The sequence below is a fragment of the Bradyrhizobium sp. SZCCT0153 genome (genome assembly GCF_018129995.1).
Lineage (GTDB): Bacteria > Pseudomonadota > Alphaproteobacteria > Rhizobiales > Xanthobacteraceae > Bradyrhizobium > Bradyrhizobium japonicum_G.
Window position 1 is genome coordinate 414,107 of sequence record NZ_JAFCKS010000003.1, and the last position, 15,455, is coordinate 429,561.

At 66.0% G+C, this 15,455-nt stretch carries 12 protein-coding genes; 3 read left to right on the plus strand and 9 right to left on the minus strand.

Annotated elements, in window-relative coordinates:
• Positions 1–276: 276 nt before the first annotated feature.
• The gene (locus tag JQ572_RS15670; RefSeq protein WP_211383925.1) at positions 277–1,191 is read right to left on the minus strand and encodes a phosphoribosylaminoimidazolesuccinocarboxamide synthase; all 915 of its coding nucleotides are present in this window, start codon (positions 1,189–1,191) and stop codon (positions 277–279) included.
• 77 nt (positions 1,192–1,268) lie between these two features.
• Positions 1,269–2,186, minus strand: coding sequence for a pirin family protein (locus JQ572_RS15675; protein ID WP_211383926.1), 918 nt, complete (start codon positions 2,184–2,186; stop codon positions 1,269–1,271).
• 286 nt (positions 2,187–2,472) lie between these two features.
• On the opposite strand from JQ572_RS15675, the gene JQ572_RS15680 reads away from it, so the two are divergent.
• Together JQ572_RS15680 and JQ572_RS15685 are read left to right on the plus strand one after the other, a co-directional pair.
• Positions 2,473–3,534: an AraC family transcriptional regulator gene (locus JQ572_RS15680; protein WP_211383927.1), complete on the plus strand. Its 1,062-nt coding sequence runs from the start codon at positions 2,473–2,475 to the stop codon at positions 3,532–3,534.
• Positions 3,535–3,680: 146 nt separating this feature from the next.
• The gene (locus JQ572_RS15685; RefSeq protein WP_211383928.1) at positions 3,681–5,108 is read left to right on the plus strand and encodes a serine hydrolase domain-containing protein; all 1,428 of its coding nucleotides are present in this window, start codon (positions 3,681–3,683) and stop codon (positions 5,106–5,108) included.
• Positions 5,109–5,164: 56 nt separating this feature from the next.
• On the opposite strand, the gene JQ572_RS15690 is transcribed toward JQ572_RS15685, so the two are convergent.
• Complete coding sequence (locus JQ572_RS15690; RefSeq protein ID WP_211383929.1) at positions 5,165–6,532, minus strand: MmgE/PrpD family protein; 1,368 nt, start codon at positions 6,530–6,532, stop codon at positions 5,165–5,167.
• Between the two features lie 123 nt (positions 6,533–6,655).
• On the opposite strand from JQ572_RS15690, the gene JQ572_RS15695 reads away from it, so the two are divergent.
• Positions 6,656–7,771: an FUSC family protein gene (locus tag JQ572_RS15695; protein ID WP_211383930.1), complete on the plus strand. Its 1,116-nt coding sequence runs from the start codon at positions 6,656–6,658 to the stop codon at positions 7,769–7,771.
• A 1-nt stretch (position 7,772) separates the two neighbouring features.
• On the opposite strand, the gene JQ572_RS15700 is transcribed toward JQ572_RS15695, so the two are convergent.
• The 6 genes from JQ572_RS15700 to gyrB form a co-directional block, all read right to left on the minus strand.
• Positions 7,773–8,435, minus strand: a complete 663-nt coding sequence (locus JQ572_RS15700; RefSeq protein ID WP_211383931.1) for a 2-hydroxychromene-2-carboxylate isomerase — start codon at positions 8,433–8,435, stop codon at positions 7,773–7,775.
• Positions 8,432–8,920 (minus strand): DUF2867 domain-containing protein, encoded by a 489-nt coding sequence (locus JQ572_RS15705; RefSeq protein ID WP_211383932.1) that lies wholly within the window; start codon positions 8,918–8,920, stop codon positions 8,432–8,434. Before JQ572_RS15705 ends, JQ572_RS15700 begins: the two co-directional genes overlap by 4 nt.
• Positions 8,917–10,311, minus strand: a complete 1,395-nt coding sequence (locus JQ572_RS15710) for an MATE family efflux transporter (RefSeq protein ID WP_211383933.1) — start codon at positions 10,309–10,311, stop codon at positions 8,917–8,919. Before JQ572_RS15710 ends, JQ572_RS15705 begins: the two co-directional genes overlap by 4 nt.
• A gap of 190 nt (positions 10,312–10,501) precedes the next feature.
• Positions 10,502–11,797: a UDP-N-acetylglucosamine 1-carboxyvinyltransferase gene (murA, locus tag JQ572_RS15715; RefSeq protein ID WP_211383934.1), complete on the minus strand. Its 1,296-nt coding sequence runs from the start codon at positions 11,795–11,797 to the stop codon at positions 10,502–10,504.
• A 144-nt stretch (positions 11,798–11,941) separates the two neighbouring features.
• Complete coding sequence (locus JQ572_RS15720) at positions 11,942–12,412, minus strand: hypothetical protein (protein ID WP_211383935.1); 471 nt, start codon at positions 12,410–12,412, stop codon at positions 11,942–11,944.
• Positions 12,413–12,901: 489 nt separating this feature from the next.
• Positions 12,902–15,337, minus strand: a complete 2,436-nt coding sequence (gyrB, locus tag JQ572_RS15725) for a DNA topoisomerase (ATP-hydrolyzing) subunit B (protein WP_211383936.1) — start codon at positions 15,335–15,337, stop codon at positions 12,902–12,904.
• Positions 15,338–15,455: the final 118 nt, after the last annotated feature.

A 15,455-nucleotide genomic window follows, 5' to 3' on the forward strand; every position in this document is an offset into this window, starting at 1 on the left:
TCCTGTTCGAGACGTAGACGACTGCGAGCCTAGCGCAACAGGATTCTTGCAAGTATGAGTTATCCGACAAGTTTGAGCGATGCTGATGGCTTCAGCCGTCGGCAGGTTCCGCGCCGGTCGGACGCGCGATCTTTGGCGTGTGAACGGCCAATCATACGTGGTGGATGGAGGAGCCGAAGCGCCCGCCTTGCAATCGGTGTCGTGTTGGCGAAAGCCAGGACGCGCCGGGGAGGCATCGAGCCGGTCGGCAATGACGGAGCGAGACGAGCAGCCGGGCTAGATCTTCAGCTCGCTCCCCGTCACCCGTCGATAGGCCTCCAGATACCGCTTGCTCGTCGCCTCCACCACACTCGCGGGCAAAGGCGGCGGCGGGGCGTCGCCGTTCCAGCGGCCGGCGCGGCGCTCGACGTCGAGATAGTCGCGCAGCGGCTGCTTGTCGAAGCTCGCCTGCGGCTGGCCGGGCTTGTAGGCACTGGCCGCCCAGAATCGCGAGGAATCCGGTGTCATCACCTCGTCGATCAGGATGATGCGGCCGTTCTTGTCGCGGCCGAACTCGAACTTGGTGTCCGCGATGATGATGCCCTGCTCGCGCGCCAGTTCCTCGCCGAGCGTGTAGACCGCGCGCGTCATGCTCTCGAGCGTGTAGGCGACCTCCTCGCCGACGACTTCGCGCATCCGCGCGATGGTGATGTTCTCGTCGTGGCCGGTCTCGGCCTTGGTCGCCGGGCTGAAGATCGAGGGCTCCAGCTTCTCGCTTTCGACCAGACCCGCCTTCAGCTTCTCGCCGGCGAGCGTGCCGCTGGCGGCATATTCCTTCCAGGCCGAGCCCGAGAGATAGCCGCGGATCACGCATTCGATCGGGAACACGGTGGTGCGGCGGCAGAGCATGGCACGGCCGAGGATCTCGGCGCGGTGCGGCTTCAAGGCCGGCACGGCGGCAATGATCTCGTCGGTGTCGGCGCTGATCATGTGATGCGGCACCACGCCTTCGAGCTCGTTGAACCAGAACGCGCTGATCTGGGTCAGCACCGCGCCCTTCATCGGGATGGTCTCGCCCATCACGACGTCGAAGGCGCTGATGCGGTCGGTGGTGAGGAGCAGTAGGCGGTCGTCGTCGACGGCGTAGATGTCGCGCACCTTGCCGCGTCCGATCTTGGGCAAAGGCAGGTCGCTGGAGAGCATGGTGGTCATCGGCAAATCTTTCGCAGGCACGGCCTTCGACAGGAGATCACGGCCGCGCTGAATGGCCCGGCCAGGATCGGGATAGCCTATTCCGGCAGCGGAATGAACTCATGTTCCTGCGGAACCGCGGCGAAGCGGCCGGTTTTCCAGTCCTGCTTGGCCTGCTCGATCCGCTCCTTGCTGGAGGAGACGAAATTCCACCAGATGTGTCGCGGCCCCTCCAGCGCATCGCCGCCGAGAAACATCATCCGCGTGGCTTTGAGCGCCTTCACCGTGATGCGATCGCCGGGCCGGAAGATCAGCAGCCGGGGCCCTTCATAGCGCTCGTTCGCGATCTCGATCTCGCCGTCGACGACGTAGATCGCGCGCTCCTCGTGGTCGGGGTCGAGCGGCACGCTCGCGCCCGCAACCGCCGTGACCTCGGTGTAGAACCAGGGCGAGACCATCGTGACAGGCGAGGTGATGCCGAAGGCTGAGCCCGCGATCACGCGCGCGGTGAAATCGCGCTCGGAGATCATCGGCAGATCACCGGCACCGTAGTGCTGGAATGACGGCGCGATCTCTTCCGATCCGGCCGGCAATGCGATCCAGCTTTGCAGGCCCAGCATCTGCTGGCCCGAGGCGCGTTGCGCATCCGGCGTGCGCTCGGAATGGGCGATGCCGCGGCCCGCGGTCATCAGGTTCATCGCGCCGGGCTGGATCTCGCAGACGTTGCCCTCGCTGTCGCGATGCATGATGGAGCCGTCGAACAGATAGGTGACGGTGGCAAGCCCGATATGCGGATGCGGCCGCACGTCCATGCCCTTGCCGGAAACGAATTGCACCGGCCCGAAATGATCGAAGAAGATGAAGGGGCCGACCATCTGGCGCTTGCCATGCGGCAGCGCGCGCCGCACGGCGAAGCCGTCGCCGAGATCGCGCGTGCGCGGCACGATGACGAGATCGAGCGCATCGCAGGACATGGGATCGCCGAGCACGGGATCGTTCGAGGGTTGCCAGCTCATCGGTGGGCTCCTTTTATTGCGGCGATCGTAACAGGATTTGATGGTCCCGTCGCGACGCCTCCGCATTGCCGCGACGGTCTATTTGCCGTCATCGTGCGATATCGGCGATACCTAATCTGGAAACTGGGGCGGACGATGGTTTCTCCGATCAAGCCGGGCGCAAACCTGATCGAGGTCGACGGTCCCGGGATCGAGACTGCGCCTCATTCGGCGTGATCCATCTTGAAAAGCGCGGCCTGACGAAGGATGTTTGGTTGATTTCCACCGCGACCGATCGCATCACCAGATGACACTTGCCGCAACCGAACTTGCCTTTCGTGCCGCGTCCGTAGCGCTGCTGCTGGTGCTGGCGGCGTCACTTGTCTCGGATTTCCGCAATGTGCTCGCGGCCCGGCTCGGCGCTGCGTTCGCGCTGAGCTCGGCCGCGCATGCCGTGAGCTATTCGTTGGATGTCACGTCGCGGATCCCGCTCTGGCATGCACCGCTGATCGCATTGTCGACCGGCAGCATCGTGGTGTTCTGGCTGTTCACACGCTCCCTGTTCGACGACGAGTTTCACCTCCGCTGGTGGCACGGATCGGTCTGGGCGCTGGTGACGGCCTTCAGCTTCGCGGGCTGCGCCTGGATTGCACCCAGCGGCCATGTGCGGTTCTCGGTGACGGTGGTCAATCTGATCGTGCTCGGTTTCATCGCGCTTGCGGTCGGGCAGACGATGGCCTCCTGGCCGGCCGACCTGGTCGAGCGCCGCCGCAGCGCTCGCGTCTTCATCGTCTGCGCAACCGCGCTCTATGGCGGGCTGAACGCGGTGCTCCAGATTGCCGTCGCCGGGCACCACGTCGGCGATGTCGCCGAAACCATCAATGCCGGCGTGCTCGCCGGCACCGTTGCGGCGATCGTCTATGCCATGATGCGCGTTGACGGGGCGGACCTGTTTCCGGCCGCGGCGGAGCCCGCACCGCCGACTGCTTTCAGTCAGCCTGCGGCAGACGACACTGCCGACCAGAAGCTTGTCGATGCCCTGATGCGCCTGATGGCGGATGAGCGGGTCTATCGCCTGGAGAACATCACCATTGGCGTGCTGGCGGGCCGGCTGAAAATTCCGGAATACCGGCTGCGCCGGCTGATCAACCAGCGGCTCGGCTACCGCAACTTCAATGTGTTCCTGAACAATCACCGGATCGAGGAAGCCAAGGCCGCGCTGGCCGATCCCACCCAGGCCGAGGTCCCCGTCATTACCATCGCGATGGATGCCGGCTTCCAGTCGCTCGGCCCGTTCAACCGCGCCTTCAAGGCGGTCACCGGCGTGACGCCGACGGAGTATCGACGGCTCAAGGCCGATGCGGCTTAGATTATTATCCCGTTGAAACAACGCCAGAATTTCAAATTCGGCTAGCCCCGGTCAGTTTCGGCGAGGCCGTATTTCAAATCCGGCGAGCACGCTTCGCCCGCATCCGGCTCCTTCTCCGCCACTCGCCCCGAAGCCGGAGAAAGCCCGTGACCCGCCGCCGCAAGATCATCCTCGCTATCACCGCCATCGCCTTTGCCGGCCTCGCCCTCGGCGCGGCGCGGGCCCGCGACGTGCCGAAGGTTGCCACCGGCTTCATCGCTGACACGCTCTGCTCGGAGACGTTCGTCTCCGGCCTCGATCCCATGCGCGACCTCGCCGAGACCACCGACGCGATGCCGGGCACGGGTCTGCTCACCTGGGGGATGAATCTTCAGGTCGATCGCGTTCGCAAGGATGTCACGGTGACGCTGTTCGGCATCGGCCGCAGCCACGCCGTCTATCGCGAGGGCCTCGGCTGCACGCTCGAACACGGACAGGGGATCGCCGACGTCGCGTTGCCGCCCGACGACAAGCAGACGGCGTTGCTTCCCGAGATTGCCGGTCCGGGACTGGTGTCGCCGCAAAGCGAGGAGCTGTCAGCCGCGCTCGACCGCGCCTTCGCCGAGCCCGCACGGCCGCCCTATCGCCGCACCCGCGCGATCGTCGTCATGAAGGCCGGCCGCATCATCGCCGAGCGCTACGCGGATGGCATTGGACCGGAGACGCCGCTGCTCGGCTTCTCCATGACGAAGTCGGTGATGTCTGCGTTGACAGGCATCCTCGTGCGCCAGGGCAAGCTGAAGCTCGACGGGCCTGCGCCGGTCGCCGCCTGGCAAAATCCGGATGATCCGCGTCATGCCATCACCGTCGATCAATTGCTGCGTCACACCGCAGGCATTGCGCTCGGAAGCTCGTTGGAGGCCTCGCTCGGCTCCGTGCTCGAGCCGGTCAACACCATGAAATTCGCCGAGGATGACATGGCTGCCTATGCCGCAAGCATGCCGCTCGCGACCGCGCCGGGCACGGTGTGGAATTATCACGACGGCAACACCATCATGCTCGCGCATCTGATCCGCAACGCCGCCGGCGGCAAACCCGAGGATGCGCTGCGCTTCGCGCGCCGCGAATTGTTCGCGCCGCTCGGCATGAAGCATGTCACGCTTCAGCTCGACGGCGCCGGCACGATCGAGGGCTCCAGCGAAATGCTGGCGTCCGCGCGCGACTGGGCGCGCTTCGGCCAGCTCTATCTCAACGACGGCGTCGCCGGCGGCAAGCGCATCCTCCCCGAGGGCTGGGTGAACTATTCCGCGACGGCCACGCCGCACGCCTGGGTCGGCATCGGCGCCGGCTTCTGGACCAATCAGGGCGACAGCTTTGGCGCGAAGTTTCGCATCACACACGGCTGGCCGCGCGATGCCTTCTTCGCCAAGGGCACGATCGGGCAATACACCATCGTGATCCCGTCGGAGCGGCTGGTGATTGTGCGCCTCGGTCGCTCGCCGAACGCGCCACCGCAAGCTGATGGTGTATTCGATCTCGTCCGCGACGTGGTCGCCGCGACGCGCGAGAAGGGGAAGATGGCGGGAGTGAATTGAGCTGTCTCTCACCCTGCCAGGGGAGGGTGGAGCGAAGCCGCGCGAACGCGACTCTATTACCGCCCCAGCTCCGTCGCCTTGGCGACGCGATCGAACCGCTCCAGCGTCATGATCGCATCCGCAAACTTCTCCGCCCGCGCATTCAGCACCGGGCGGGCCAGTGTCAGGAACTTCTGCTGCATGGCCTGTGCGTCCGGGAACGAATTCGGCTCGCCGGAGGGATCGGCGTAGAGCCGCTCGTGCACGCCGTCATCGGTGGTGATGCTGACGCGGGCGCCGAACGGATGGGTGCGGCCGACCTCGAGCCGGTCGTCCTGCACGACGTCGAACTTGTCGGCGAGCGCGTCGATGGCGGCGTCACCAAGGCGGCCATAGTCGTCCCAGCCGAACGAGCCCTGGTCGAGCGCGAGCGCGCCGGTGAAGAACATCGAGAACTGGCCGCCGACGATCGAGGTCGGATGCCGCTTGGTCGCGGCATCGCCGGTCAGCGTGATGCCGTTGCGATGCAGGCCGACCTCGACGCGCTTGACCTGGTCCGGCGTCAGATTGTGCTCGCGCCGCATCGCGATCAGCGCGTCGATCGCGGCATGGGTGTAGCGGCAGCTCGGATACGGCTTGACGCCGATCTTCATGGTCTCATAGGCCTTGCCGAGCTCGGCGACCGCCTTGTCCGGATGCGCATCGTCGGTGTATCCGGCGAGCAGGCCATGCTTGCCTTCCACCGATTCCGTCGCGCCGACGAAATCGGTGCGCGCCAGCGTCGCGGCGATCACGCCGTTCATCGCGGCGGCACCGACCTGATAGCGCTTGTTCCAGGCGCCGTTGACGAGGAATTGCAGCGAGCCCGCGGCCTGGCTGCCGGAGACGCCGAAGGCGGCGATGATCTGCGGCTCGGAGAGCCCGAACAGCTTGGCCGCAGCCGCCGCCGCGCCATAGGTGCCGGCGGTGGCGGTTGGGTGGAAACCGCGCGCATAATGCGAGGTCGGATCGAGCGCGTTGCCGAGCCGGCAGCAAACCTCATAGCCCGCCACGATCGCGGTCAGCACGTCGCGCCCGGAGGCGCCGACCATCTCGCCAACGGCAAACGCCGCCGGAACCACCGGTGCGCTCGGATGCAGCGAGGAATCGGCATGCGTATCGTCGAAGTCGAGCGAATGGCCGAGCGCACCGTTGAGCAGCGCCGCGACCGCCGGCGTCCAGGTCTTGGCATCGCCGAACACGGTGGACTCGCCCTTGGTGTCGAGCGCCAGCGCTTCCAGCATCTTCAGGATCGAGGGGGTCGATTCCGCCTCGCTGCGGGCCCGGATCGCGCTGCCGAGGAAATCCAGCGTCAGCACCTTGGCGCGATCCAGCACCTCCGCCGGAATATCCTGGTACTTCAGGCTGGCGACATAGGCGGCGAGCGTTGCGGTTTCGTGGGCCATCGTGTTTCCTCGTTTTGGCGCGCAAATTAGGCGGGCTGATTGGGCCTTTCAAGCGGCCTTGCGGCCGCGGGCACCAGCTATGCTTATGGCAGGTGCAAGAGGATCGGACCGGGACTTTCGACGATGGCACTCGCAAGACAAATGTTCGACCAGGTCTGGTCGCGAAAGACGCAATTGGGGCTGGCGGTCCGGGTCACGGTGGCGGCCACCGGGGCCTATGCACTTGCCACCGCCCTACACCTGTTGTTGCCGCTCTGGGCCGTCCTCACCTCCATCATCGTGACCCAGATGAGCGTCGGACGCTCGCTGAAGGCGACGCGCGACTACATGATCGGCACGATCGGCGGCGCCATCTATGGTGGCGCGATCGCAATCCTGATCCCCTATTCCGGCGAACTCGGTCTTCTGGGTTTGCTGGTGCTGGCCGTGGCGCCGCTTGCCTTTGTCGCGGCGATCTATCCGAACCTGAGCTCTGCAACGGTGACGGCGGTGATCGTGCTCGTGCTTCCGACCATGCATCATGCCGATCCCATGGCCTCGGCGATCGATCGCGTCAGCGAGGTCTCGGTTGGCGCCGTTACCGGGCTGCTGGTCTCGTTCCTGGTGCTGCCCTCGCGCGCGGTCCGGCAGATCCGCGCCAGCGCGGCAAAACTGCTCGGATTGATCGCGGAGGCTTTCACCGAATTGCTCGCCGGCCTGACGCGCGGCCGCGACAACGATGCGCTGCACCGGATCCAGGACGGCATCGGCACGGCAATGGTCGGCCTCAATGCGATCGGCGCCGAGGCCGAGCGCGAGCGCGCCGCGCGGCTGTCGGGCGGGCCCGACACCGGCCCGTTGCTGCGCACGATCCTGCGGCTCCGCCATGATGTCGTGATGATCGGCCGCGCCACCGTGGTGCCGCTGCCGGCCGAGGTGCAGATGCGCCTCGCCGCGCCGCTTGCGGAAGTCTCGAACGCGATCGACCGCTTCCTGCGCTCGGCCGCCGCCGCCATGCGCGAGGGTGCCGGCGCGCCGCCAATCCATCCCGTGCATGTCGCGCTCCAGCATTACGCCGACGCGGTTGCCGCCGTTCGCCAGGACGGCCTGATCCGCGGCCATTCCGGCGACACCGCCGAGCGCTTCTTCGCCATCGGCTTCTCGCTGGAGCAGATGCACCAGAATCTCTGCGATCTCGACCGCGTCGTCGGCGAATGGTCGGAGGCAGCGTCCGACAAGCCCGCGCGATTGGCGGAGTGAGCTACCGTTTCGTCAGTCCCTTGCCCTGCATGCGCCAGAGCAGCAGGTCGATGCGGTCCTGGCCGAAGAACGGCTCGTTCTCGAACACGAAGGTCGGCACGCCCCAATGGCCGGATGCGGCGTGGTCCTTCTCGTTCTCCGCGATCACCTGCTCGTAACGATCCGGATCTGCGCTGATCGCAGCATCCATCGCGGCAAGATCGAAGCCGGCGGCCTCGGCGGCGCGCGCGAGATGGTCGCCCTCGTTCCAGCCCGCGACCGAGCCATCCCACAGCACGCGCGCGATCGCGTATGTGAATGCGAGCGAGCGCCCTTCCAGCTGCGCCATCGCGCCCAGCCGGGTCAGGCGGTGGATGTAGGGCTGCTCCGCCGCGACATCGAACGTCACCTTGTCCTGCACGATCGGGTCCGGTCTCGGAAAGCGGAACGGAATGCCCTCGTGCTGCGCCACGCGCGTGCTGTCGAGCACCACATAGCGAATGAAGTTCGGGCTGGCTTTCTTGAAGAAGCCGGGCACGCGGACCGCGAGCGGATAGACCGGCCGCAGGTTCACCGCCAGATCGTACTCCGCGACCAGCTTCAGCGTCTTCGGCAACGCCAGATAGCTGAAGGGACTGCGGTAGGAATAGAAGAGGTCGACGGCAAGGGGCGTTACGAGCGTCATCGCGCCGGCTCCACGATCCGCGCCATCATGCTGCGCACCACGAGCTTGTGGAAGGGCATGATGAGGGTGAGGTAACTGCGGCCGAGCAGATTGTTGGTGCGAACCAGCGTGGTCGATGTCACCTCGCGAGCCGCGGCATCGCCGGTCACGTCGACGACAAGACGAAAATCGAGATGGGAATCGTCAAAGCCCGCGACCAGCCGCTCCGGCGTCTCGCTCAGCACCGGAAACAGGCCGATCAAGCCGCCCGGCGCCGGTGCGCCTTCGCCCGATGTCTTCAAGCCGAACGGCGTTACCAGGATGTTGCGCAGGCGTATCAGCGCATCGATCCAGCGCGGCCCGTGCAGCACCATCCTCGTGCAGGCCTCGCGGGCGTTCACGGCCGCTGCGCCGATCTCCACGCGAAACGCATCGATGAACTGCGCGCCGGCAAGCAGCGTGCCGGCGTCGACATCGGGGGTGACTTCGCGGACCGTCCTGATCATCCCGCCAGTCTGCGCGTCAGCATTCGGAAGCGCAAGATCAAGAGCCCGGCATAGACGAACGTCCCGATCGAGAACCCGATCCAGACGCCGACCGCGCCCAGCCCGGCGTGGAAAGCCAGCACCCAGGCGACGGGAAATGCGACGCACCAATAGCCGATCGCGGCGAACATCAGTGTCATCCTGGTGTCATTGATGCCGCGCAGCGCGCCGCCCATGATGGTCTGGAGGCCGTCGGCAATGAAGAAGGTCGCACCGACCACCAGCAGCGTTGCGGTCAGCTCGACGGTGGCGGTGCTCTCGGCGCCGCTGCCGAAGAACAGCCGTCCTAGCTCATAGCGGCCGAGGATGATCGCGACCGTCAGCGCGGAGACCAGCGCGACGCCGAGCAGGGCCGCGACGAGCCCTGCGCGCTTCACCGCGAGCGGATCGTCGCGGCCGAAGGCCTGGCCGACCCGCACCGTCGCCGCCATGCCGATGCCGAGCGGCACCATGAACAACACCGCGGTGACCTGGAGCGCGATCTGATGGGCGGCGATCGCGGCGGTCGAGATCAGCCCCATCAACAGCGCCGCCGACGAGAACAGGCCATATTCCAGCAGCAGCGAGAACGAGATCGGGGCGCCGATCGCGATCAGCTCGCGCATCAGGGGCCAGTCGATCCGCCAGAGACGGGCGAGCGGGTGATAGTCCGCGAACGGCTTGCGCAGGCCGGCAATGGCGAGCGTTGCGACGAACGTGCCGAGATTGACCAGCGTGGTCGCAAGCCCCGCGCCGAACAGGCCGAGCTCCGGCAGGCCGAACAGGCCGTGGATCAGGACGTAGACCAGCGCCGCGTTGACGGGAATCGCCGCGAGCGTGATCCACAGCGGCGGCTGCGGCCGGTTCACCGCGCTCATCATGCTGCGCAGCGCGATGAATCCGAGCGCCGGCGCGATGCCCCAGGCCAGCCCGTAGAGATAGTGCTGCGCAAGTGCGGCCAATTGCGGTGTCTGACCGAGCGCGATCAGGATGTGGTCGCCATAGAGCGGCGAGGCCATCATCGGCAGCGAGATCAGAAACGCGACCCAGAGGCCGACGCGCAGGGAGCGGCGGATGCGCCTGACATCGCCGGCACCGAACGCCTGCGCGGCCAACGGCGACACCGCCGCCATCAACCCGAGCCCGAAGGTGAAGCTGACGAAATAGACCGTGTGCGCCAGCGCGGCCGCGGCGACCGCATCCTGGCCGAGCCGTCCGATCAGCGCGAGATCGGTCGTGATCATCGCGATCTGCCCGAGCTGCGTCAGCATCATCGGCACGGCCAGCCGCAGCGTCTCGACGAACTCGTCGGCGAGAGGATTGGGCGGCACGCCGGCTTGCGGCCGCGAAGGATGTCGGGCGGTGTCGAGCATGGGCGGCTCAATAGCACGACCGGACGACGAAAACATGGCCTCACTCGTGTCCCGGATGCACGGAGCGCGAGCCGACCCAGGATCACGAGCGCTGTCTTTGCGGTATGGGCCCCGGCTCAGCAGCGCATCACTGACGTGCTGCGCTGCATCCGGCGCACGAGATCATTTTCGGATTGGGAGGCGAAGTGCCTCAGCCCTTCCGTTCCGGCACGCGCTTGATCTTCGCGCCCAGCGCGTTCAGCCGTTCCTCGATGCGCTCATAGCCGCGCTCGATCTGGTCGGCGTTGTTGATGGTCGAGGTGCCCTCGGCGCAGACCGCCGCAAGCAGCATCGCCATGCCGGCGCGGATGTCGGGCGAGGTCATCGTCGCGCCGTGCAGACGGCTGGGGCCGGCGATGATGGCGCGGTGCGGGTCGCACAGCACGATGCGCGCGCCCATCGCGATCAGCTTGTCGACGAAGAACATCCGCGATTCGAACATCTTCTCGAACATCAGGATCACGCCCTCGCATTGCGTAGCGGTGACGATCGCAATCGACATCAGATCGGCCGGGAAGGCCGGCCAGGGCTGGTCCTCCAGCTTCGGCACGTGACCGCCAAAGTCGTCCTGGATCTTCATCGTCTGGTTCGAGGGCACGATGAGATCGTCGCCCTCGATGCGGCAGACGATGCCGAGCCGCTCGAAGCCCATGCGGATCGAGCGCAGATGCTCGACGCCGGCGCGCAGGATGCGCAGTGGCGAGCGCGTCACGGCGGCAAGCCCGATCAGCGAGCCGACCTCGATATGGTCGGGCTGGATCCGGTAGGTCGCGCCGCCCAGCGTTGCCGGCCCGTGCACGACCATGGTGTTGGTGCCGATGCCCTCGATCTTCGCACCGAGCGCGACCAGGAAGTTGGCGAGGTCCTGCACATGCGGCTCGGACGCGGCGTTGCGCAAATAGGTGACGCCGTCGGCGGCGACCGCCGCGACCAGCGCGTTCTCGGTCGCGGTGACGCTCGGCTCGTCCAGGAACACGTCAGCCCCGGCCAGCCTTGCCGCACGGAATTCGAGCCGGTCGGTCGCGGTGACCTTGGCGCCAAGCTGTTCGAGCGCCAGCACATGGGTGTCGAGCCGACGGCGGCCGATGACGTCGCCGCCGGGTGGCGGCAGCATCACTTCGCCGCAGCGGGCGAGCAGGGGCCCCGCCAGCAGGATCGAGGCGCGGATGCGCACGCAGAGCTCCGGGTCCAGATCGGCGGCGCGGATGCTCTTGGCGTGGATATGAAGCGTGTTGCGGGTGGTCCATTCGGCGGATGCGCCGACCGAGCGGATCAGTTCGACCAGCGTCTCCGTGTCGCGGATTCGCGGCACGTTCTCCAGTGTCACCGGATGCTCGGTGAGCAGGGCGGCCGCGATGATCGGCAGCGCCGAATTCTTGTTGCCGGACGGCTCGATCGAGCCCGAGAGCCGGTGACCGCCTTCGACGATGTACTGGATGGGCGCCACGGGATCTCTCGCTGTCCTGCTGGGTGGGGCGGGCTGTTTCGGGCGGAAACTACAGAGAATTGAGCGCGGTAGCAATTGCGCTGGCCGCAGCCGCCCGCGCCGATGTGCCTGCCAGACCCTCATGGTGAGGAGCGCGGGGAGGGCCTAGAACAAGCCGATGATATTCGCCACCACGTAGAGAATCGCGATGAGGATCAGTGCACCGATCATGACGAAGGAGATCTCCACCGCAATGGCGCCGGTGCCGAGGATGGCGGCCACGCCGGCCAGGAGCCGCTCCTCCCGGAAGATCAGTGAAAGGACCGAGAGCAGGATCGCAAGCAGGCCGAGCGAGATCGCGGTCGCGGATGCCGTTTCGCTCCAGCTTCTTCCGGCCGATTTTTCGATCCTGGGAGCCTGATATTCCACACCCTTCACGCGTGCGATCGCGCGATCCTTGATGCGATGGCCGGTGTCGACGATGACCTGGTCCGCCGGTGGCGGCGGAAACACCATCGGCACGACCCAATGCGGCAAGACAGCGGCCATCAGCGCCAGCACGCCGACGATGCTGCCGATGATGCCAAGACGGCGGGATGATGGCGTAGCAGTGCTGGTCGCTGACGAGCTGGTCATGGCGTGACGTTTCCCGGCCGGAACTGGCCAACGGGTTCATGCCACTTCGTCGCGATGGCGGGAGGGGAGGTTCAGCTGAGGTGTTGCTACGAAGGCGGTGCGCCCCTCTCCCGCTTGCGGGAGAGGGCAGGGGAGAGGGTGTCGCCGCAACGGGACAATCCCCAAGAGGAGAAAGCCCCCACCCGCCGCTTCGCGTCGACCTCCACCGCAAGCGCAGGGCTATCGCATATGAAGAAAAGCGTGGCGGGCAGCTTGCCTGCGGCCCATCCTTCGAGACGCCCGCCTACGGCGGGCCCTCAGGATGAGGTCGCGTTTTGCGGTGAGATATCAGACCCTCATGGTGAGGTGCCCGCCAAAGCGGGCGTCTCGAACCATGCAGGCCGAGGTCTTTCGGAAACCTCCCGCTGTCATATCCGATAGCCCTGCCCGCAAGCGGGAGAGGTTGCGGCGAGCGCTTGGCTAGCAGATCAAACGCAAAGCCAACCGGCCTCAGATATCGATCGTTGCGCTCAGCGAGTGTTCCTGGATGAAGTCGCGGCGCGGTTCGACCACGTCGCCCATCAGCTTGGTGAAGATGTCGTCGGCCTCGTCGACCTCCTTGACCTTCACCTGGAGCAGCGAACGCGCATTGATATCCAGCGTCGTCTCCCAGAGCTGTTCCGGGTTCATCTCGCCCAGCCCTTTGTAGCGCTGCAGCGTGACGCCCTTGCGGCCGGCGTCGGTGACGGCTTCGAACAGGTCGACCGGCCCGTAGACCATGTGCTCGACGTCCTTGCGCCGCAGCTTGCCGGGCCGGGCATAAACGTCCTGGAGCTTCACCGTGTACTCGTCGAGCTTGCGGGCTTCGACCGAGCCCAGGAAGGCATCGTCGATCACAGCGGCTTCCTTGACGCCGCGCACCGTGCGCTCGAACTGGAAACCCTGGCCTTCGACGTACTGGCCGACCCAGCCGCGTTCGACCTCGTCAGCGAGCGTGTCGAGGCGGGCGGCGATGTATTGCGCGGCTGCGGCGGCTTTCTCCGGGTCGCCATAGATCGCCTTGTTCAGCACGCCCGTGATGGCGGCCTGCTCGATCACCTTGCGATTGTAGCGGGTGTGCAGGCTGCGCAGGATGCCGCGGACGGCGCGGGCGTCGTCGATCAGCGAACGCAGATCGCGGCCGGTGCGATCGCCGCCGGTGCCCGGAATGTAGACGCAGTCGTCGAGCCCGGTGTCGATCAGATAATCTTCCAGCGCCCGCTCGTCCTTCAGATACTGCTCCGACTTGCCGCGGTTGACCTTATACAGCGGCGGCTGGGCGATATAGAGATAGCCGCCGTCGATGATGTCGCGCATCTGCCGGTAGAAGAAGGTGAGCAGCAGCGTGCGGATGTGGGCGCCGTCGACGTCGGCGTCCGTCATCACGATGATCTTGTGATAGCGCAGCTTCTCGATCGAGAACTCGTCGCTGATGCCGGTGCCGAGCGCGGTGATCAGCGTGCCGATCTGCTCGCTGCCCAGCATCTTGTCGGGGCGGACGCGCTCCACGTTGAGGATCTTGCCGCGCAGCGGCAGCACCGCCTGGAATTCGCGGTTGCGGCCCTGCTTGGCGCTGCCACCTGCCGAGTCACCCTCGACGATGAAGAGCTCGGATTTCGCCGGGTCCTTTTCCTGGCAGTCGGCGAGCTTGCCGGGCAGCGAGGACACCGAGAGGGGGCTCTTGCGGGTCAGTTCGCGCGCCTTTCGCGCGGCTTCGCGGGCGGCAGCGGCCTGGATCACCTTGCCGACGATCATCTTGGCTTCGCTCGGATGCTCCTCGAACCAGGCCTGGAGCGCTTCGTTGAGCACGTTCTCGACCACGGGCCGCACTTCCGAGGACACCAGCTTGTCCTTGGTCTGCGACGAGAATTTCGGATCGGGCACCTTCACCGAAAGCACGGCGGTGAGGCCTTCGCGGCAATCGTCGCCGGTCAGCGCGATCTTTTCCTTCTTCGCATTGCCCTCGGCATAGCCGTTGACCTGGCGCGTCAGCGCGCCGCGGAAGCCGGCCAGATGCGTGCCGCCGTCGCGCTGCGGGATGTTGTTGGTGAAGCACAGCACGTTCTCGTGGTAGCTGTCGTTCCACCACAGCGCGGCCTCGACGCCGATGCCGTTGGCTTCCGCGCGCACCATGATCGGTGCCGGCACGATCGCCTTCTTGTTGCGGTCGAGATATTTGACGAATTCCTCGACGCCGCCGGAATAGTGCATCTCCTCGCGCTTCTCGACCGCGTGACGCATGTCCGAGAGCGCGATGTTGACGCCGGAATTGAGGAAGGCGAGCTCGCGCAGCCGGTGCTCGAGCGTCGCGAAATCATATTCGATGTTCTTGAAGGTTTCGGTCGAGGCCTGAAACGTCACCTCGGTGCCGCGCCTGCCGGGCGCATCGCCGACGACCACGAGCGGTGCGACCGCATCGCCATGGGCGAACTCGATGTAGTGCTCCTTGTTGTCGCGCCAGATGCGCAGGCCGAGCTTGCTCGACAGCGCGTTGACGACGGAGACGCCGACGCCGTGCAGACCGCCGGAGACCTTGTAGGAATTCTGGTCGAACTTACCGCCGGCATGGAGCTGGGTCATGATGACCTCGGCCGCCGAGATGCCTTCGCCCTTGTGGATGTCGACGGGAATGCCGCGGCCGTCGTCGCGCACGGTGACGGAATTGTCGGCATTGAGGATCACGTCGACGCGCGTGGCGTGGCCCGCAAGCGCCTCGTCGATCGCGTTGTCGACGACCTCGTAGACCATGTGGTGCAGGCCCGAGCCGTCGTCGGTGTCGCCGATATACATGCCCGGGCGCTTGCGGACGGCGTCGAGACCCTTGAGCACGCGGATCGATTCCGCCCCGTAATCGCTTGGATTTGAGGGCTCGTTTTCGGCAGGCGTCTGCCGAGCAGGTTCTGTCATGAGAGGCCTTCGAAATGTCGCCCGAATCAGCCGCGCAAAAGGCGCTGATTTGCAGGCTATTTGTGCCATGAAAGACAGCTTGCGCCTAGCGCAAAGTATCTCCCGGCAACCCTTTGAT